The 19,012-nt window shown below is 47.1% G+C and carries 17 protein-coding genes, 1 other RNA gene, 1 pseudogene and 1 riboswitch; of the genes and pseudogenes, 9 read left to right on the top strand and 10 right to left on the bottom strand.

Annotated features, from left to right (window positions below; all coding sequences use genetic code 11):
• Positions 1-15: 15 nt before the first annotated feature.
• Positions 16-855 carry a formate dehydrogenase accessory sulfurtransferase FdhD gene (locus tag CP950_RS08045; RefSeq protein WP_096674181.1) on the bottom strand — a complete coding sequence of 280 codons (840 nt, stop codon included), beginning with the start codon at positions 853-855 and terminating at the stop codon, positions 16-18.
• Between the two features lie 158 nt (positions 856-1,013).
• Between CP950_RS08045 and metG the strand changes: the two genes are divergently transcribed.
• The 4 genes from metG to panC all read left to right on the top strand — a co-directional run bounded on the left by metG (position 1,014) and on the right by panC (position 4,672).
• Positions 1,014-2,684, top strand: a complete 1,671-nt coding sequence (gene metG / locus CP950_RS08040; protein ID WP_096674179.1) for a methionine--tRNA ligase — start codon at positions 1,014-1,016, stop codon at positions 2,682-2,684.
• 92 nt (positions 2,685-2,776) lie between these two features.
• Positions 2,777-2,965: a DUF3460 family protein gene (locus CP950_RS08035; protein WP_096674177.1), complete on the top strand. Its 189-nt coding sequence runs from the start codon at positions 2,777-2,779 to the stop codon at positions 2,963-2,965.
• Positions 2,958-3,824, top strand: a complete 867-nt coding sequence (locus CP950_RS08030; RefSeq protein ID WP_096674176.1) for a segregation and condensation protein A — start codon at positions 2,958-2,960, stop codon at positions 3,822-3,824. The genes CP950_RS08035 and CP950_RS08030 overlap by 8 nt, the downstream gene beginning before the upstream one ends.
• A complete protein-coding gene (gene panC / locus CP950_RS08025) occupies positions 3,821-4,672 on the top strand; it encodes a pantoate--beta-alanine ligase (protein ID WP_096674174.1) in 852 nt (283 codons plus the stop codon). Before CP950_RS08030 ends, panC begins: the two co-directional genes overlap by 4 nt.
• Before the next feature lie 13 nt (positions 4,673-4,685).
• Here panC and CP950_RS08020 read toward each other — a convergent pair whose 3' ends face one another.
• From CP950_RS08020 to CP950_RS07995, 6 genes are all read right to left on the bottom strand, one after another.
• Positions 4,686-5,618, bottom strand: coding sequence for a methionyl-tRNA formyltransferase (locus tag CP950_RS08020; RefSeq protein WP_096674172.1), 933 nt, complete (start codon positions 5,616-5,618; stop codon positions 4,686-4,688).
• Between the two features lies 1 nt (position 5,619).
• On the bottom strand, positions 5,620-6,867 hold the full coding sequence (gene frc / locus CP950_RS08015; protein WP_096674170.1) for a formyl-CoA transferase: 1,248 nt from the start codon (positions 6,865-6,867) through the stop codon (positions 5,620-5,622).
• A gap of 125 nt (positions 6,868-6,992) precedes the next feature.
• On the bottom strand, positions 6,993-7,421 hold the full coding sequence (locus CP950_RS08010) for a PAS domain-containing protein (RefSeq protein ID WP_096674168.1): 429 nt from the start codon (positions 7,419-7,421) through the stop codon (positions 6,993-6,995).
• Between the two features lie 87 nt (positions 7,422-7,508).
• Complete coding sequence (gene frc / locus CP950_RS08005; RefSeq protein WP_096674166.1) at positions 7,509-8,759, bottom strand: formyl-CoA transferase; 1,251 nt, start codon at positions 8,757-8,759, stop codon at positions 7,509-7,511.
• Positions 8,760-8,796: 37 nt separating this feature from the next.
• Positions 8,797-10,506: an oxalyl-CoA decarboxylase gene (gene oxc / locus CP950_RS08000; protein ID WP_096674164.1), complete on the bottom strand. Its 1,710-nt coding sequence runs from the start codon at positions 10,504-10,506 to the stop codon at positions 8,797-8,799.
• Between the two features lie 217 nt (positions 10,507-10,723).
• A complete protein-coding gene (locus tag CP950_RS07995) occupies positions 10,724-11,341 on the bottom strand; it encodes a Crp/Fnr family transcriptional regulator (RefSeq protein WP_096674162.1) in 618 nt (205 codons plus the stop codon).
• A gap of 71 nt (positions 11,342-11,412) precedes the next feature.
• Positions 11,413-11,626: riboswitch (cobalamin riboswitch) on the top strand.
• A gap of 149 nt (positions 11,627-11,775) precedes the next feature.
• Here CP950_RS07995 and CP950_RS07990 point away from each other — a divergent pair.
• The 5 genes and pseudogenes from CP950_RS07990 (at position 11,776) to CP950_RS07970 (ending at position 15,583) form a co-directional block, all read left to right on the top strand.
• Positions 11,776-13,914 (top strand): TonB-dependent receptor, encoded by a 2,139-nt coding sequence (locus CP950_RS07990; RefSeq protein WP_096674160.1) that lies wholly within the window; start codon positions 11,776-11,778, stop codon positions 13,912-13,914.
• Between the two features lie 39 nt (positions 13,915-13,953).
• A complete protein-coding gene (locus CP950_RS07985) occupies positions 13,954-14,241 on the top strand; it encodes a hypothetical protein (protein WP_096674158.1) in 288 nt (95 codons plus the stop codon).
• Positions 14,216-14,383: pseudogene (locus CP950_RS10155) on the top strand (cell division protein ZapA); the annotation flags it as partial. The gene CP950_RS07985 and the pseudogene CP950_RS10155, both read left to right, overlap by 26 nt.
• Before the next feature lie 162 nt (positions 14,384-14,545).
• A non-coding RNA gene (gene ssrS / locus CP950_RS07975) (6S RNA) lies at positions 14,546-14,764 on the top strand.
• On the top strand, positions 14,765-15,583 hold the full coding sequence (locus CP950_RS07970) for a sulfite exporter TauE/SafE family protein (RefSeq protein ID WP_096674156.1): 819 nt from the start codon (positions 14,765-14,767) through the stop codon (positions 15,581-15,583).
• Between the two features lies 1 nt (position 15,584).
• Here the strand turns inward: CP950_RS07970 and CP950_RS07965 are convergent, their stop codons facing one another.
• From CP950_RS07965 to CP950_RS07955, 3 genes are read right to left on the bottom strand one after another with little or no spacing between them, the layout of a single operon-like run.
• Positions 15,585-17,108 carry a malonate--CoA ligase gene (locus tag CP950_RS07965; RefSeq protein ID WP_096674154.1) on the bottom strand — a complete coding sequence of 508 codons (1,524 nt, stop codon included), beginning with the start codon at positions 17,106-17,108 and terminating at the stop codon, positions 15,585-15,587.
• A 27-nt stretch (positions 17,109-17,135) separates the two neighbouring features.
• On the bottom strand, positions 17,136-18,491 hold the full coding sequence (locus CP950_RS07960; protein WP_096674152.1) for a TRAP transporter large permease: 1,356 nt from the start codon (positions 18,489-18,491) through the stop codon (positions 17,136-17,138).
• Between the two features lie 2 nt (positions 18,492-18,493).
• Complete coding sequence (locus tag CP950_RS07955) at positions 18,494-19,012, bottom strand: TRAP transporter small permease (protein ID WP_243391955.1); 519 nt, start codon at positions 19,010-19,012, stop codon at positions 18,494-18,496.

The following is a 19,012-nucleotide window of genomic DNA, read 5'->3' as shown; positions in this document are numbered from 1 at the left end:
CCGCATACCAAAAAACTAGCTCACTGAGCTGAGCTGAACTCTCTCGGGGGCGTTATAAATCTCGAAATGCTTGCCAGAGCAGCGGGATAAGAGGGTGAGATTAGTGGTGCGAGCCAGTTCTAGGCCCATCAGGGTGACGCCGGAGCGGGTCAGCAAAAAAGGAATGCCCATCTGCGCGCCTTTGATCACCATCTCCGAGGTAAGACGCCCAGTAGTAAAGAAAATTAAATCCCTACCTACTTTGTTATCCAGCCATAAGAGGCCTGAAATGGAGTCGACTGCGTTATGGCGCCCAACATCCTCAATAAAATGAAGCAGTCGTACGCCATGGTTTCCGTCCCGCTCAAATACGGCGCAAGCGTGAACCGAGCCTGATTTTTTATAAATGGAGTCATGTTTGCGGATTTCATCGACCAGCGCGACAACGGCCTCTTGGGTCAGCATAGGTCCTTCAGATAGACGAATTTGCGCCATTTCCTCAATTAAGCCCCCAAACATCGTGCCTTGGCCGCAACCGGTGGTAACCACCCGCTTACTCGTTAACTCATCAATGTTGACTGTACTGCGAAGCGTTTTGACTGCTGCTGAATCCGTCTCCCAATCAACCTGGATACTTTCGATATCGTACGCTGACTCAACTAAACGCTGATTACGCAAATAGCCCAACACCAAAGCCTCTGGCGCACTTCCCAAGGTCATCAGCGTGACGACCTCACGCTTATCCAAATAAATCGTTAAAGGACGCTCCCCGGGGATAAAGGTGGTTTTTTTTCGACCTGCTTCGTCCAATATCTCCACCTCGTGCACCAAAGGTACCGAAGCGTTGGACATCTGAATTGTGGGGGGAACAGCCATATTGCAGTCTCTTAATAGGTTCACAGCGAAGTTTCAAGGCATTTTACAAACGGGGATTACTTTAACCGCAGTTTAAAATGGCTGCTGGATCATGCCCTAAGCCCCATAATCTCATATTCGCCCTTTTTTTAATTTGATTCTTATTTAAGTTCGTTTTCATGAGCAGCCAACCCCGTCGCCTTTTAGTGACCTCCGCCTTACCTTATGCCAATGGCCAAATTCATATTGGGCATTTAGTGGAGTATGTCCAAACCGATATTTGGGTACGCTTTCAGAGAATGCGGGGACATGAAGTGCATTACGTTGGGGCTGACGATACCCATGGCACGCCCATTATGTTGCGCGCGGAAAAAGAAGGCCTCACACCAAAAGAACTGATTGCCAAGGTTTGGCAAGAGCATAAACGTGACTTCGATGATTTTCTGATCTCGTTTGATCATTACTACACCACCGATAGCCCTGAGAATGAAACGCTTTCTCAAAGTATTTATCTGAAGTTGCGCGATGCTGGCCTGATTGAAATGCGCACCATTGAGCAAGCCTACGATCCCGTCAAAGAAATGTTTTTGCCCGATCGGTTTATCAAGGGTGAATGTCCAAAATGCGGCGCTAAAGATCAATATGGTGACTCTTGTGAAAAGTGCGGCGCAACTTACTCGCCAACCGATTTAAAGAATCCCTTCTCCGTTGTGAGTGGCGCCACTCCGATCAAAAAATTATCAGACCATTATTTTTTCAAGCTGTCGGACCCTCGATGTGAGAACTTCCTGCGCGACTGGACACAAGTAAAAACACCGCTTCAGCCTGAGGCGCGCAATAAGATGAAAGAATGGGTCGGTCAACCTGGTGAAAGTAAGTTGGGTGACTGGGATATCTCACGTGACGCGCCCTACTTTGGCTTTGAGATTCCGGACGCTCCTGGTAAATACTTTTACGTCTGGCTTGATGCCCCTATTGGGTATTACGCGAGTTTTCTCAAATATTGCGAGCAAACTGGTCTGAACTTCGATGAGTGGGTCAGCCCTGACACTACTACCGAGCAATATCACTTTATTGGCAAAGACATTCTGTATTTCCATACCTTGTTTTGGCCAGCAACCTTACATTTCGCTGGCTACCGCACGCCTACCAATGTTTTTGCCCACGGTTTCCTGACAGTCGATGGCGAAAAGATGAGCAAGTCCCGTGGCACGCTCATCTCAGCACATAGCGTGATGGAGTGCGGCTTTAATCCCGAATGGTTCCGCTATTACTTTGCCACCAAACTTAATGACAGCTTAGAAGATTTGGATCTGAATCTTCAAGACTTTGTCGCACGCGTGAACAGCGACCTTTTAGGCAAGTACATCAATATCGCCAGCCGTAGCGCTGGATTCTTAGTGAAGCGTTTTGCTGGGGTGGTAAATGATCAAGCAATGGATCACACCTTGATAACTCATATCACCGGAGCTAGTGAAACTATTGCGGCTCTCTATGAGGCTCGTGAGTACGCAAAAGCATTGCGTACCGTTATGGAATTAGCTGATCAAGTGAACGCCTTTGTTGATGACAATAAACCTTGGGATATTGCCAAAGATCCAGAGCGAGAGGCAGATTTACAGCGAGTGTGCAGCGTGACCTTAGAAGCGTTTCGCTTACTCACCCTCTATCTCAAGCCGGTGTTGCCTAATATCGCTGTCGGAGTAGAGGAGTTTTTATCCATACCGCCCCTGAACTGGGGGCATGTCCACACGCCTTTAAACAGTCAGAGCCCTATCAAGCCATACAAACATCTCATGACCCGTGTAGAGGCGCCTCAAATCGAAGCTTTGTTGGCCGCGAATTTGTAAAGAAATAGGCCTATATAATATGGGTATTAGCAGTATGTAAATACCTATATTATTGTAAGTAATTGAATTTATTAAGAATTTTAGGAAATACCATGGCAAGATATCAATCCGAGTTCACCCAGTTTTTAGAAGAACTGAAATCCCAGAAGCCTGATTTAGAGGCCGGTCAGCAGGCGGGTCGTGCGCTTTTATGGGATAAAGAACCGCTGACAGTAGAAGAACAGCGTCGTGCCAAGGCCGCTAAGGTGAAACAGCGCGGCTACGTGTATTCGAATGACTGAACTAAACCCGCAGCCGATCCTACCGGATTTGCTCGACAGCACTCCGTCCGTTACGGACGGGATGTCCTCTGCTTTTGCCAAGCTGTACGGTGAGCCTTTATTTAAGCTACCTACTGATTTATACATTCCACCAGATGCTCTAGAGGTTTTTTTAGAGGCATTTGAAGGCCCATTAGACCTGTTGCTTTATCTGATTCGTAAGCAGAATTTCAATGTACTAGATATTCCGATGGCTCAAGTCACATTGCAGTACTTGAGCTATATCGATCAAATTCGTCATCATAATCTCGAGCTTGCTGCTGAGTATTTGCTGATGGCCGCCATGCTCATCGAAATTAAATCGCGCATGCTCTTGCCGATGAAAAAAGCCGATAGTGATGAAGAGGTTGAAGATCCCCGCGCTGAGTTAGTACGTCGCCTGCTGGAATACGAGCGTATGAAGCTTGCTGCTCAAGAGTTAGATCAAATGCCACAACAAGGGCGAGATTTTCAGATTGCTCATGGATACGTTGACACCACTGTTGCCGTCACTTGGCCAGATGTTGATGTAGAAGATTTACAAGCGGCTTGGCGTGACGTGCTGCACCGTGCCAAACTCAATCAACACCACACCATTACCCGTGAAACCCTGTCTGTGCGGGATTTTATGACCCGTATCTTAAGACGCCTACAAAGCACTCGTTTTGTCGAGTTTGGCGAATTATTTGAGGATGCAATTCAGTCTGGTGGTGGCGTTCCCGTTGTCATTGTGAACTTCATTGCCATGCTTGAGCTGTCGCGGGAAGCCTTAGTAGAAATTACCCAAGCTGAGCCCTACGCGCCAATTTACGTGCGGCTTGCCTATACACCTAGCGCATGAAGATCATTAGCGATATTCAGGAGTTACGGGATCACTTGCGCGGTCAAAATCGCGCCTCCTTTGTTCCCACAATGGGCAACTTGCACGAGGGTCATTTATCCCTGATGCGTTTAGCACGCCAACATGGTGATCCCGTGGTTGCCAGTATTTTTGTAAATCGCTTGCAGTTTGGCCCCAATGAAGACTTCGACAGTTATCCGCGCACCATGCAAGCGGATATCGATAAACTGGAGAAGGAAGGTGTTTACATCCTATTTGCGCCAACCGAACGAGAGCTCTACCCTCAGCCTCAAGAATATCGCGTAGATCCACCTCAGCAGTTGGGGGATATTTTGGAGGGGGAGTTTCGTCCTGGTTTCTTTAAAGGGGTTTGCACTGTCGTGCTTAAACTCCTCTCTTGCGTTCAACCCAAAGTCGCTGTCTTCGGTAAAAAAGATTACCAACAGCTGATGATTATTCGGCAGATGGCAAAGCAGTTTGCATTACCTGTAGAAATTGTTGCAGGGGAAACTATTCGTGCCGATGATGGTTTAGCCCTATCTTCGCGCAATGGCTACCTCTCTGCTGCAGAGCGTGCGATTGCACCGCAATTGCAGGATGTATTGCGTCATGTGCGCCACGAAGTCCTGGAATTAAGCAACCGCAATAAAGCAGCTATCGACGCGATTGAGAAAAAAGCCGTGGCTCAATTAGTCCACCAAGGCTGGCAACCAGATTACGTGGCAATTCGTCAGCAGTCTGATCTAGCGCCCTCCACCAATGAAGCCCTCTTGGCTGGCGAGCAGCTGGTCATCTTGACTGCTGCAAAGCTAGGGAACACTCGCTTAATCGACAACCTCGAAATCTAATCCGCCTTGCGGCTCACAGAGTAAAGAACTGCCCCACTTCGAGCTTTAACTCATTGGCTAATTCGGCGCCACTGACTTTTCCTGCTGCCCCTTTTGCCTTAAGCACTTCAATCTGACCACCTTGGCAGGCAACAAAGAAAGAATGCAAGGTAATCTGCGTCACTTCACCGACCTTACCCTTAACCGCAGAAAACGTTTGAGCGATGTGCTTATGGCAATCGTAGATCTGTACTTTTTGTTCGCCAAATTGAGTCCACGCACCCGGCGCTGGATTGCACGCCCGAATGAGGTTATAAATCTGATTAATGTGTGTCGTCCAATGAATTTGTGCAGCCCTACTATCAAACCAACCTTCGTAATTAGCGAGTGACTCATCCTGAATGTGCTCTTGATGCTGTTCCGCAACCACTAGATCTGCAGCCTCAAGCAATGCCAGCACTCCCAAGGGAAACAAATGCTCGAAGTAGATCTTGCCTAAACTATCGTTAGGCCCAATCGGCACTTCTTTTTGCAAGATGATGGCACCTTCGTCAAGACCATCGGAGGGGCGGAAGATCGTTAAACCGGTTTTTTCTTCCCCTAAGGCAATTGCCCAGTTAATTGCGCTGGGACCTCGATATTTTGGCAGCAAAGAGGGGTGATATTGAATCGTGCCATGCCTTGGCAATTTGACCAACTCTTGCGGCACAAACTGCGTGACATAGGCCATGACGCAAATGTCGGCTTTACTATCAATCATCGCCTGAGAGGCGTCAGATCCCTTTAAGGAAGCAAACTGTAGAGGCGTGAGCCCCCGTGCTATCGCAGCCTCCTTAAGGACTTCTGGCTTAGTGGACTTTGGATTATCGGGTGGGCAGAAGACAGCAACAATCTCGTCACCCCGATCCATAAAGGCTTCTAACGCAGCCTTACCAAAATCAGCACTTCCAATCAAAGCGATCCGCATATTAAATCACCTTCTCGTGGCGCAAAGAGATTAATTCATCTGTACTAAATCCTAAGTCAGATAGAATTTCATCGGTATGTTCACCGAGCAGGGGTGAGCGCGTGACTTCAGTTTCGCTATCAGACAACTTGATAGGATTACCCACGGTGAGATACTTGCCGCGAATCGGATGGTCAACTTCAACCACAGTCCCTGTGGCGCGCAGGGACTCATCATCTGCAAGCTCCTTCATGGACAAAATCGGTCCACAGGGAATGTCATATTGATTTAGGGTTTGCATTACTTCAAACTTAGTATGAGTCATCGTCCATTTTTCGATCTCAGCAAAAATCGACATCAACCGGGGTAAGCGTGCCGTAGGGGTTGCATAGCCGGGATCGGTAATCCAATCCTCTTTACCAATCACCTTACAAATTGCCTCCCAGACAGGAGCCTGAACAACGACATAGATATAGGAATTAGGATCGGTTTCCCAATCTTGGCATTTCAGAATCCAGCCCGGCTGACCACCGCCAGAGGCGTTGCCTGCGCGCGGTACGCTCTCGCCAAAAGTCCCGTTAGGGTATTGTGGATATTCTTTCATCACACCGTTCCGCTCTAAACGTTGCTGATCGCGCAGTTTGACACGACACAAATTCAGTACGGCATCCTGCATTGCTACCAATACTTTTTGACCGCGACCACTATGAGTGCGTTGGAAGAGTGCCGTCACAATACCTAGTGCCAAATGTAGACCTGTACCGCTATCGCCAATTTGAGCCCCTGTTACCATCGGTGGCCCATCATCAAATCCCGTTGTGGATGCCGAGCCGCCAGCGCATTGCGCCACGTTCTCGTACACCTTGCAATCCTCGTAAGGCCCTGGACCGAAACCTTTGACAGATGCCAAGATCATCATAGGATTGAGCTCCTGAATCCGCTCCCAAGTAAAACCCATGCGATCCAATGCGCCTGGTGCAAAGTTTTCTACCAGCACATCACACTCTTTAATGAGTCGCTCAAGAATCTCTTTACCGCTTTTTGTCTTAGTGTTGACAGTAATAGAGCGTTTATTGTGATTAAGCATTGTGAAATACAGGCTATCCGCATCGGTAATATCGCGTAATTGACCGCGGGTAGCATCACCCTCACCGGATTTTTCTACCTTGATAACATCTGCGCCAAACCAAGCTAGTAATTGCGTGCAAGTAGGCCCAGACTGAACGTGTGTGAAATCGAGGATTTTGACCCCCTCTAATGCTTTTGCCATGATTTAAGTCCTAATAAAGATTGAAATTTTGAATTAGTTCAATTTTACCAGCCAAAAATACTAACAAATGGGGCGGGGCTTGATCTTCAGCCCGCCAAGGGTGCATACCAATCAACCCAGTCTAGTTATGAACTGGGCGTTTCCAAATCTGCAAGACGCTTTTTTAAAGCCCGCTCCTCGGCAAAACGCTCAGTTTCGTCCCGAATCACAGCCGCCACCCCCGTGGCTCGATGCCGCTCATCGAACAGCATCCCCACAGTAAATGCGATCGATAGCGGGTGACCGTCTTTATGCTTAGCAGGAACCTTTAATAGTGAACTTCCATAGCGAGTAGTGCCGGTGCTCATGGATTTAGCGTAGCCTTCATTGTGTCGATGCAGTTGGCGTTCGGGAACAATCATGTCAAGATGCTGCCCCAAAGCCTCCACTTCGGAATAACCAAAAATGCGCGTGGCTGCCGCATTCCAAAGAACTATTTTTTGCTGGGCATCAGCCACAATAATGGCATCGCACACGCCCTCTATGAGTTGATTCAGATCAATGTGAGTTTTCATATTCTTAGTCTACTGAGTTTCTCAAGCAATGGTGAAATAAAAAAGCGCCCCGTTAGGAGCGCTTTTCTTTACCAACTTTAAGGCTAATTAAACGGCTTTAGCTTCATGCAACTTGCTAATCGCTGCTGCATCGTAACCAAGGTCTGCCAACACTTCGTTAGTATGCTCACCCAACACTGGTGATGGACCAACTTCTACTGTCAAGTCAGAGAACTTGATTGGGCTACCGATAGTCAAATATTTACCACGTACTTTGTGGTCAACTTCAACAATCGAACCGCTCTTACGCAGGTCTGGTGAATTCGCCAATTCCTTCATCGAAAGAACTGGTGCGCAAGGAATATCGAACTTACGGAGAATATCTACTGCTTCGTATTTCGTCTTATCTTTGAGCCACTCTTCAATCGTAGCGAAGATATCAAAAATCTTATCTTGACGTGCTTCTGCAGTCATGTACGCTGGATCGGTTGCCCACTCTGGCTTGCCGATTGCTTTAGTGATTGGCTCCCAAGCATGGCCTTGAATGGTGAAGTAGATATAGGCGTTAGGATCAGTTTCCCAGCCCTTACACTTCAAAACCCAACCTGGCTGACCGCCACCACCAGCGTTACCGCCGCGAGGTACGACATCAGTAAATGAACCGTGTGGATACTGTGGATACTCTTCGAGGTATCCAATTTTGTCCAAACGCTGTTGATCACGTAATTTAACGCGGCATAAATTCAAAACGGCATCTTGCATTGAGCAGGAAACTTTTTGACCTTTGCCGGTTTTTTGACGATGCATTAATGCAGTCAAAATACCAATTGCCAAATGCATACCCGTGTTGGAATCACCTAAGGCAGCAGCAGAAACAGTAGGAGGACCATCCCAGAAACCAGTAGTAGAAGCGGCGCCACCAGCACACTGTGCAACGTTTTCGTAGACTTTTAAGTCTTCGTATGAGTGGCCATCGCTAAAACCTTTAACCGAAGCCATGATCATTTTTGGGTTCAGTTCTTGAATGCGCGCCCAGCTAAAACCCATACGGTCTAATGCGCCAGGACCGAAGTTCTCAACCATCACGTCAGAAACTTTGATCAACTTCTCGAGCACTTCTTTACCTTCTTGCGTCTTGGTATCCAAAGTTAAAGAACGCTTGTTGCCGTTCAACATCGTGAAATACAAAGCATCTGCATCTGGTACGTCACGTAATTGGCTACGAGTTACGTCGCCAGAACCTGGACGCTCAACTTTAATAACATCAGCGCCGTACCAAGCCAACAATTGAGTACATGCAGGGCCAGCCTGAACGTGTGTGAAATCAATAATACGAATGCCGTCTAGTGGTTTAGTCATATTGCTTCTCCTTAAAATTACTGTCGTGTTACTTAAATTATTTATGGGCTGCTGAAGTGGGGTTTAAGTTCGTCAAACGACCACTCTCTGTTCCCGCTGTCTCATCAATCACTGCATTAATGAGGGCAGGCTTACCAGCCGCTAATGATTCCGTTAAAGCAGCTTCTAACTCTGCAGGGGTGGTGACATAGTAGCCAACACCGCCAAATGCTTCAATCATCTTATCGTAACGCGCATCTTTGATAAATACGGTTGGCGCGAGATCATCGCTACCGCTAGTATTGATATCCGTGCCACGGTAAACACCATTGTTGTTGAATACAACGGTAGTGATAGGTAACTTGTAGCGGCAAATGGTTTCCAGCTCCATGCCGCTGAAACCAAAGGCACTATCACCCTCGACAGCGATGGTAGGTAAACCGCTGATAACTGAAGCACCAATTGCGTAGCCCATACCGATACCCATAATTCCCCAAGTACCAGAATCAAAGCGTTTACGCGGTTTGTACATATCAACGATGGCACGGCAATAGTCGAGCGTGTTAGCGCCTTCGTTCACCAAGTTCACATCTGGGTTCTTTTTAATCACATCCCTAATCACGCGCAAGGCACCATGGAAGTTCATTGGCGCCGCTTCTTTAGCCAAGGTTTCAGCCATCTTGGCTAAATTCTTGTCTTTCTTTTCAGTGATTGCAGCAATCCACTCAGCACTTGGCTTAGGAACCGCAGCGATTCCCTTGAGGAGTTCGCCAACGCAAGAGCCAATATCGCCGATCAATGGTGCATCGATTTGGACGTTACTATCCACTTCGTTCGCTTGGATATCAATCTGAATAAATTTCTTAGGCTCTTTACCCCAAGTTTTACCTTTACCGTGAGCCAACAACCAGTTCAAACGCGCACCAACTAACAACACCGCATCAGCTTCAGCTAAAACATAAGAGCGAGCAGCAGAGGCAGATTGAGGATGCGTATCTGGCAAGAGACCTTTTGCCATCGACATAGGTAAATAAGGAATGCCTGATTTTTCAATCAAGGCACGAATGTCGTCATCTGCTTGGGCATAAGCTGCGCCCTTGCCCAACAAAATTAATGGGCGCTTCGCATTCTTCAAAACATTAAGAGCGCGCTCAACCGCATCTGGTGCAGGAATTTGACGGGGCACTGGATCGATCACTTTGAAAATCGTCTTCTTCGCCTCTTCCGCTGGCATAGTTTGCGCTAGCAACTGTGCAGGCAAGTCGAGGTATACGCCACCAGGTCTACCTGAAACGGCTGCACGAATCGCACGGGCAAAGCCAATGCCGATATCTTCAATGTGATTAATACGATAAGCAGCTTTAGCGTATGGCTTGGCAGCATTGAGCTGATCCATCTCTTCGTAGTCGCCTTGCTGCAAGTCCACGATTTCACGTTCGCTTGAGCCACTAATCAAAATCATCGGGAAGCAGTTCACCGTCGCATTGGCGAGTGCAGTCAAACCGTTCAAAAAACCAGGTGCAGAAACAGTCATGCAAATGCCCGGTTTTTGTGTCATGTAACCAGCAATCGCGGCAGCGTTACCTGCATGCTGCTCATGACGGAAACCAATAAATCGCAAGCCCTCAGCTTGTGCAAGGCGGCATAGATCGGTAATCGGAATACCAACCAAGCCAAAAATGGTGTCGAGGTCATTCGCCTTGAGCGCATCGATTACAAGGTGAAAGCCATCGGTGAGAGCTACGTTTTGCTGATTATCTGTTGTCATAGAATTTCTTTAAGTTAATTACCGTGCAGTCTTATCAAAAAAATTTGCTGCAAGCGCACTAGTAATAACGGTCTCCAATAAATTGATGAAATTGCCACTAGTTTTTAGGATAAAAAATAACCCTCTAGGGCAGATCTGAATATTAGGCTTATGCAAGAAGGATCATCATTGACTTTGGTCAATTTCCCTCGAAATCACCCCTAGGAAGGGGATTTCTTTATACGAACAGCTCTTTGTGCTTCGTTTTAAGACGACTCAGAGTTTCGGGAGATAAATTGAGGTAGGCAGCCAACTCTTTTTTAGGGAGTAGCTCAAATAAATCCTCATATTTGCGCAAAAATCGCTCTACTCGGCCAGGCGCGTCGAGCATATGCAGGGTAATGGTATGAGCCATGATTTCACTCATCAAGCGCATGACCTCAAACTCAAAGCTTTCCTTCAAAGGCGGATGCTCTTCCAGAAATTCAGCCCATTTTTTCATGGGCATACGGGCTACTCGCGCCTTGGTTACCGAAGCAATACTATATGGGGCGGCGGTCTTGAGTCGCCATGCCGCGTAGCTGGTTTCAATCTCTTTTTCGATGGCAAACCGTAAAATCATTTCTTTGGCATCCGGACTGGAAACAATCCTTTTCAGAATGCCATCCAAAACAAAGTACTGCTCCATCTGATGATCACCTTGATTGAGCAGGATTTCTGATTTCTTAAGATCGGAAATAACTAAATCCCGCTCTAAGTCGGCCAGCGCCATGGAGTCTAAGTTCTTTAAGACCGAGTTTTGGCTCAACTGCAAGCGAATCAGGTTTTTTTCGGGGTGCTTATTTAATGCAAACATAATTCCTTTGTTCCAAGACCCATATTGTAGGCGGTTTAACCCTGCTTAAGCGCTTAAACAGTAGGAATAAGATAGAATTCATCTGTCGTGGTGCTTTATTGCAATGCAATAAAGTTAAACGGGAAACACTCAAAGTGTGCTGCCCCCGCAACGGTAAGTGAATACATCCTCAATGCGAATTGAAGATCAAAGGAATCTAATGAAGCCACTGTGCAAGTCAATTGCATGGGAAGGCAAGATTCTGATGTTTACAGCCCGGATACCGGCCAAGACAGGTGGAATTTTGCGGACGGGGACCTTCGCGCGCCGATGAAGTTACCCGTGCCAGCTTGGCAAGGGTCAACCATTGACGCCAGAAATCTCAGATTGTGAAATTCCGTTCAACCCAGCTTACGGGGATGTGAGCTATTGGGGGCGTCAACGGGAAGTTCATCATGCAGCAGCAGTTCAGCATTACATCGGCAAGAGCATTGCGCTCTGTGCTTTGCGGAGCCATTCTTGCGATTCACTCCTTCGCAGTCATTGCCCAAGCAAACCAATCCACGGTCATCGTTACCGGCTCACGATTTGAGGAGAACCTCAATGAGGTACCGGCAAACGTCAAAGTTATCACGCGGGATGAGATTGATGCCTCAACGTCTAACAACATTCCAGATGTCTTGTCGCAAATTGGCGGCCTCAATGTGCGCAATATTAATGGTGGTGGTCAATTAAATCTGGATGCCACCGTGGATATGGGTGGTTACGGCATGACGGCCAATAGCACTACCTTGATCCTTGTCGATGGCCAAAGAATTAACCCCATCGACATGTCCTCCGTCTTTTGGGAGTCTATTCCCATCGACTCTATCGAGCGCATTGAAATTCTGCAAGGTGGCGCATCCGTGCAATACGGCAATGGCGCGGTTGGGGGTGTGATTAATATCATTACCAACGGCAATACCTCGCCCCTCAATCAAGCAAGCGTGAGCTATGGCAGTTTTGGAACGCTGATTAACAATGCCATTCTGCGCGATACCTATGAAAGCACCACGTATCAATTAACTGCTAACACATCGAACACCAATGGCTGGCGCCAAAATTCAGCGGCCAATGCGTACGCTTTTGACGCCAAAGTGACGCAAAAATTTAGTGCTAGCGATAAAGCGTATGTCGACCTGTTTTACGGTTATACAAATGAGCAATTACCAGGCGCTGTTTTAGGCCAAGTGGGCGGTGGCAATCCACAAGCAGCCTTCTTTAAAAATATTGGCTCAAGCTCCACTGCCAATAATTCAGGAGTCCGGTTTGGGGGCACTAAGGAGTTGGCAGAAGGCTATTTAAGCGAAGTCGATGCCTCTTACACCAATAGAACCGTATTCTTTAACTATCCCTTTTTTGATACTGATGCAGCAGTTAATACATCAACAGGGACACCAATTTGGTCTAACACCAGCAACACGCTTTCAGGTTGGCAACTCAATCTTTCCCCACGCATCAAGGCTGACTTTGGCACCCTGGGAAGCGCTATTTTTGGTTACGAGTTTAATAAAGCCTCGCAAGGCTCTATTGGGTCATACGGTCCGAATCAACTTAGCAGTTACATGATTCCCTTTGGCTATGTCAATAACCCCACTAACCAAACCAACAATGTTCAAAGTGCCTCATTATTAAATCAATCCGTGTATGGGCTACTTAAATTACCAATCACTTACGGCATCACCTTTACTGGGGGAGCGAGACATCAGACGCAGCAAGCGAGTACTTATTTTTCTGGGGTAGGCTCGATAGATGGGGCATCAAGCGCAAATCAAACTTTTTCAGCAAACGCTGGCGATGCCGCCTTCAATTTTAATTACGCCAAAAACCAAAGCATCTACTTGAAATGGAATCAATCCTATCGATTCCCAAATATTGATGAATTTTGGGGCTCTGATCCAACGACAGGAAGCCAAGTTTTCAATGGCATCCTCAAACCGCAAACAGCCCAAACCTATGAAGTTGGAGGGAATTGGATGCTAGATACCGTCAGGTTAAACGGCTCGCTCTTTTCATCGGTTTCTCAAAATGAAATCACCTTCAATCCATCTACAGGCGCCAACTACAACTCGCCATTTAATATCAACCGCCGAGGAGTGGCATTCAATTCATCTGCAAATATTACAAGTCGCCTAAGCATTGCTGGTGGGGGCAAGTTTCAACGGTCTTACTATGCTGATGGCCCTTATATCGGCCAAGCAATTCCAGTCGTTCCTAATTTAATGTTAAACGCTAGAGCAAACTATTCCATAGACCAGAACTGGTCTGTTGGGGGTGTAGTTAATTATGTCGGAACTCAACACTATGACGCTACTCCTGGCTTTTATAGCTCTTTAACTCCCATGCCTTCCTACACCGTTGGGGACGTATTTCTAAACTACAAAACGGGTGGGTGGGATAGCAAATTCACCATTAAGAACGTCGGCAATGCTCTTTACTCAACTTATGGAGGCTTTACGAGCGTCCAAATGGCAGATGGTTCTTTTGCCAATAGTTATTTTTACTATCCAAGCGATAAAAGATCGTACTTCTTCACGACCAAATATGCTTTTTGACAGCTGCAGGGGATTTCGAGTCGGAGCTACAATGGCTATATGAGTGATCCCACCTCAACTTTCACGGACCCGTCCTCTCCGACTCGGGAGGATATTTCTGCCGCCATCAAAAGAGTGGCCGCTAAGATCCTTTTGATCACAGAAGCGGTGAAGGGCTTGCATCATGACCGCAACCAACTTGAAATCAAAATCGAAGATGCCCAAAAGCGCATTCAGCATATTCTGAGTCGCTTGCCAGAACAAAGCGACAGCCGCCAACTCAATTTACTTGGCGCAGCCGCAGCAACACCTACCCCAGAGGATGACAATGAGCCAACAACGCATTGAAGTAACCCTCGCCGGACAAAAAATTACCCTTGCCACGAGTACGGAGCATGAGCCTTTACTGCGCTCTGCTTGCGCTTTAGTCGATGAACAAATTCAGTTAGCAATCACTGGTGGTAATCGCAGTATCGAACGGGCAAGTATGATGGCCGCCATCAAAATTGCCGGCGATCTCATTACCCTCAAATCTTCAGCACCAAGCCCTTCCCCATCAAGCCCATCATCCATCGATGACGCTGATGCCCTTTCTGAGTTGCATGCAGAAGTTCGCTCCTTAGAAGATCATGTAGATAGCTTGATGCAAACCTTTTCCCTGCCTGGTTCGCCAAGGCCAATAGTTCCTTGAACCGATGCGCAAGCATCAGGAACGATCTTTACATTGTGGGCGTGAGCGTTTTGAACCTACACAGTGGCAGCCTCGAGCTGTTCACTCCCTGAGAGTCTTAATGCACCCGAAACAAAGTAGCCGTTCCACCTTGAACCTTAGGGTTCAGGATGACGGCCTAGCGGCTAAGGCGGGGAATTCATGTCAATAAATGATATTTTGATGCTCATGTTGTGCGGGAGTATTTCCGGATTTATGGCGGGCTTGCTCGGCATTGGTGGCGGAATGATTTTGGTGCCCTTCATGATTTTGGTCTTTAATCATTTAGGTTTTAACCAGCATGTCATAGTGCATATGGCTATTGCGACGGGTATGGCCACCATCTTATTTACAACTACCTCGGCTATTTTGGCGCACCACAAACACGGCTCCATTGACTGGAAGCTGGTAGCGTCTTTAAGTCCTGGTATGGTTTTAGGCGGCTTATTCGGCGGTAGTGAAATATTTGAAGCAATTAACACCTCTTGGCTCTCGCTAGGCTTCGCCATCTTTATCGTGTACACCTCCATTCAGATGATCATTAATAAGAAGCCTACGGCTGGCAGGGATCTTCCGGGTCCAGTAGGGCTTTTCTCATTTGGCGCTTTTGCCGGTGTGCTTGCGAGCTTAGTGGGCGCAGGAGGTGCCTTCATTACTGTTCCCTTTATGCTTTGGTGCAACGTCAAGCCCCACACCGCTATGGCGAGCTCATCAGGCTTGGGATTTCCGATAGCGGCCGCAGCCACAGTGGGTTATATGTACGGCAGTTGGGGCAACCCCAATCTGCCTGAAGGTTCCTTGGGCTTTATCTACATCCCAGCAGTACTGTGCATTGTGGTGGTGAGTGTATTTACAGCGCCATTCGGCGCTCGAATGGCGCGCAAGCTAAACGTAGGTCAACTCAAGCGCATCTTCGGCATCATGCTGTTTTTACTTGCGGCCTTCATGTTCAATGAAAGCCGCAAAGCGTTTGGATACTGATTTAGCTAGAGAACTGTTGACGCAGAATATTTTTCTGCACCTTACCCATCGCATTACGTGGCAGGTCAGCTACAACTTCTAAGCGCTTAGGAATTTTGAAATTCGCTATTTGGGTTTTCAGGGTGGCAATCATAGCCTGTGAGTCTAATTTAGCGCCTTCTTTAGGAACTACTACCGCCATCACAGCCTCACCAAAGTCAGGATGAGGAATGCCAATCACAGCGCTCTCAAACACGCCTTCCATGTCATCGATGAAACTCTCGATCTCTTTGGGGTAGACGTTGTAACCACCTGAAATAATCAAGTCTTTGCTACGACCAACGATGCATAAATAGTTTTTGGGAGCTTCACCGCCGTTGGCAGCTCCGCCCCAACGCCCAACGTCACCAGTCTTGAACCAGCCGTCTTTAGTAAATTCTTCAGCGGTCTTTTCAGGCATCTGCCAATAACCCTGAAACACATTTGGGCCTTTTACTTGCACATTACCGATTTCATTCACATCGCAAGGTCGATTGTTATCGTCGACAACACGGACTTTAACCCCCGGTAATGGCAAGCCAACAGAGCCGCCAACGCGTTCGCCTTGGTAGGGATTTGATACCAGCATGACCGTTTCGCTCATGCCATAGCGCTCTAGAATAGGCTGGCCGATACGCTCTTTGAAGCTGTTAAAAGTTTCAGTCAACAACGGTGCCGAACCAGAAACAAATAAACGCATATTGCGGGTCACTGATTTATTGAAACCATTATCAGCTAACAAACGCACATAAAAAGTAGGCACACCCATCAACACCGTGGACTGTGGCATGTAATGAATTAACTGCGCCGTATCTAAACGTGGCAACCAGATCATCTTGCTGCCGTTAATTAAGGCGCCATGAGCCGCAACAAATAATCCATGCACGTGAAAAATAGGCAAAGCATGCAACAACACATCGCCTTTTTTCCAACCCCAAAACTTTTGCAGTACCTTGGCATTGCTCGCTAAATTATTGTGGCTCAGCATCGCACCCTTACTACGGCCAGTTGTGCCGGAGGTATAGAGAATGGCTGCTAAATCATTGTCTTTCATGTCGACTGTTTTGAACTTGTCACTCTGAACGCTAGCGCGATCTAATAGACTGCCCTTGCGATCTTCATCTAAAGTAAAGACATGCTTAGTGCCTGACTTGAAGGCAACCTTCGAAACCCAAGAGAAATTCTTGCTAGTACAAACAACCAGGGCTGGCTGAGCGTTTTCTAAAAAATACTGAATCTCTGCCGCTTGATAGGCCGTGTTCAATGGCAAATAAATATAGCCAGCACGAATCGTAGCGAGGTACAAAAAAAGTGCTTCTGGAGATTTTTCAACCTGTACAGCAACCCGAGAACCCTTAGGTAACTTCAGGTTCTTTAGCAGATTTGCCATCATGGCGGTACCGCGCTCGATATCTTTCCATGAATAATACAAACCGTCCTGTGTCTCAATGGCACAGGCTGATTTGTCCTTCGGGAAACCTTTTTCTAGTACTGAATACAAATTCATAACAACATTCCTTGAGTTCTGAGATTCTTAAACAAGCGGCGTGCCCATTACCCAATCTGATAAACCAGTAGCGATTTCTGGGAAAAAACACAGCAATACTACTGAAAGCAACATGATGACAACAAACGGCATCACACCATAAATAATTTCACGCAAAGTGATATCAGGCGCAATATTCTTGATGACAAAAATATTGAGTCCAACGGGAGGATGTATCAAGCCCGTCTCCATGACGATAGTCATCACCACACCAAACCAAACGAGATCAAATCCCGCAGCGCGTAGTGGAGGTAAAAAGATTGGCGAAGTCATCAAGATGATCGATACAGGGGGTAAAAAGAATCCCAAGATGATCACCATAAATAAAATGGCGGCCAACAAAATCCAACGTGAGGCATTTAAATCAACGATCGCTTGGGCTGCGGTTTGACTTAAATGCAAATAGCTCATGACGTTGGCAAAAAGCAAGGACATGCCAATAATGAACATCAACATCGCTGACTCGCGAATAGTCACATCCAACAGTGGATAAAGATCCTTAAAACGCCACATACCGTAAATCACTGCAATCAGCACGAAGGCAAAGACAGCGCCTAAACCGGCCGTTTCCGCTGGAGTGGCATAGCCACCATACAAAGCCATCATCACACCAATTAACAGCAATAGGAAAGGTAGCACTCTTGGTAGAGCACTAATCTTTTGCTGCATGGTGTAAGTCTGGCGATCCAGAATTGGTGCAGAAGTTGCGTTCACCTGGTAAGCCTTGTAAGCAGTGGAATACTCTTTACGAAAGCGATACACCGTGTAAGCAGAGAAGAATAAAACGAGCATCACGCCAGGACCGATCGCCGCTAGAAATAAACGGCCCAAGGATTGCTCTGCAGCAACAGAATACAAAATCATCGTGATAGAGGGTGGCAACAGAATTCCCAAGGTGCCGCCGGCCGCAATAATGCCTGCAGCAAAGCCTGGGGAGTAGCCCCGCTTACGCATTTCAGGAATACCCGCGCTACCAATCGCAGAGCAGGTTGCTGGACTTGAGCCCGCCATCGCGGCAAACAAAGCACAAGCAAATACGTTGGCTACTCCCAAACCGCCAGGAATTTTTCCCATCCAAACATGCAATGCATCGTATAAATCTTTACCGGCACGGGATCGCCCGATGGCAGCACCCTTCAAGATAAAGAGCGGAATCGACATCAGGGTAATGCTCGACATCTCCTCGTAGACATTCTGCGCGATAGTATCCAGCGAAGAAGCAGGCATGAAAATGGCCATAAAGATGACAGCCACAATGCCCAAGGCGAAAGCAATCGAGATTCCCGAAAACATAATGACCAAGGTCACTATGGCAAATAAAATACCAATGCTAAGTACAGACATGATTAATGACCTCCGCTTAATGGATCAGAGACCACTTGTTTTCTGATGAATATTTGTAAAAAAATCTGGAAGGTCAACAAACACATACCCGCAAACATCATCGCGTACGGTATCCATAAGGCTGGCGCCCAAGTGGAGTTTGTCACCTGCCCATCGACCCAAGCTTCATGCAGTAAGTCCCAAGTCTTTACCGAGAAGAAGGCGAAAAACAGGCAGGAGATGATATCAATGGCAACCCTACGAACTTGATTAACTGGATGGGGTAAGAGCCCTTCAATTGCCGAAATACCAATATGGCCGCGCTTTTCTTGAACGTAAGCAGCGCAGAGAAAGGTTACTCCTACCAAACAGAATAGCGCCGCTTCATCCTGCCAGTCATTCGCCTCATGGAAAATAGCACGCGACAAGACGCTGTAACTCAAAATCAGAGCGGCAGCCATCAGTGCAATGGCGCCTAGTAGGACAATAAATTTGTTGAGCGCTGACATCCATTTGTCAAGCGCTTGAAGAAGGCGCATCAT

This window comes from Polynucleobacter meluiroseus, from assembly GCF_900205755.1.
In the GTDB taxonomy this organism is placed as follows: Bacteria; Pseudomonadota; Gammaproteobacteria; order Burkholderiales; family Burkholderiaceae; genus Polynucleobacter; species Polynucleobacter meluiroseus.
This window is presented reverse-complemented; position numbering and strand designations above follow the sequence as displayed.

Excerpts from the sequence above, each read along its gene's own strand:
- CP950_RS08045 (WP_096674181.1), bottom strand. The coding sequence starts at position 855 with ATGGCTGTTCCCCCCACAATTCAGATGTCCAACGCTTCGGTACCTTTG.
- metG (WP_096674179.1), top strand. The coding sequence starts at position 1,014 with ATGAGCAGCCAACCCCGTCGCCTTTTAGTGACCTCCGCCTTACCTTAT.
- CP950_RS08035 (WP_096674177.1), top strand. The coding sequence starts at position 2,777 with ATGGCAAGATATCAATCCGAGTTCACCCAGTTTTTAGAAGAACTGAAA.
- CP950_RS08030 (WP_096674176.1), top strand. The coding sequence starts at position 2,958 with ATGACTGAACTAAACCCGCAGCCGATCCTACCGGATTTGCTCGACAGC.
- panC (WP_096674174.1), top strand. The coding sequence starts at position 3,821 with ATGAAGATCATTAGCGATATTCAGGAGTTACGGGATCACTTGCGCGGT.
- CP950_RS08020 (WP_096674172.1), bottom strand. The coding sequence starts at position 5,618 with ATGCGGATCGCTTTGATTGGAAGTGCTGATTTTGGTAAGGCTGCGTTA.
- frc (WP_096674170.1), bottom strand. The coding sequence starts at position 6,867 with ATGGCAAAAGCATTAGAGGGGGTCAAAATCCTCGATTTCACACACGTT.
- CP950_RS08010 (WP_096674168.1), bottom strand. The coding sequence starts at position 7,421 with ATGAAAACTCACATTGATCTGAATCAACTCATAGAGGGCGTGTGCGAT.
- frc (WP_096674166.1), bottom strand. The coding sequence starts at position 8,759 with ATGACTAAACCACTAGACGGCATTCGTATTATTGATTTCACACACGTT.
- oxc (WP_096674164.1), bottom strand. The coding sequence starts at position 10,506 with ATGACAACAGATAATCAGCAAAACGTAGCTCTCACCGATGGCTTTCAC.
- CP950_RS07995 (WP_096674162.1), bottom strand. The coding sequence starts at position 11,341 with ATGTTTGCATTAAATAAGCACCCCGAAAAAAACCTGATTCGCTTGCAG.
- CP950_RS07990 (WP_096674160.1), top strand. The coding sequence starts at position 11,776 with ATGCAGCAGCAGTTCAGCATTACATCGGCAAGAGCATTGCGCTCTGTG.
- CP950_RS07985 (WP_096674158.1), top strand. The coding sequence starts at position 13,954 with ATGAGTGATCCCACCTCAACTTTCACGGACCCGTCCTCTCCGACTCGG.
- CP950_RS07970 (WP_096674156.1), top strand. The coding sequence starts at position 14,765 with ATGTCAATAAATGATATTTTGATGCTCATGTTGTGCGGGAGTATTTCC.
- CP950_RS07965 (WP_096674154.1), bottom strand. The coding sequence starts at position 17,108 with ATGAATTTGTATTCAGTACTAGAAAAAGGTTTCCCGAAGGACAAATCA.
- CP950_RS07960 (WP_096674152.1), bottom strand. The coding sequence starts at position 18,491 with ATGTCTGTACTTAGCATTGGTATTTTATTTGCCATAGTGACCTTGGTC.
- CP950_RS07955 (WP_243391955.1), bottom strand. The coding sequence starts at position 19,012 with ATGATGCGCCTTCTTCAAGCGCTTGACAAATGGATGTCAGCGCTCAAC.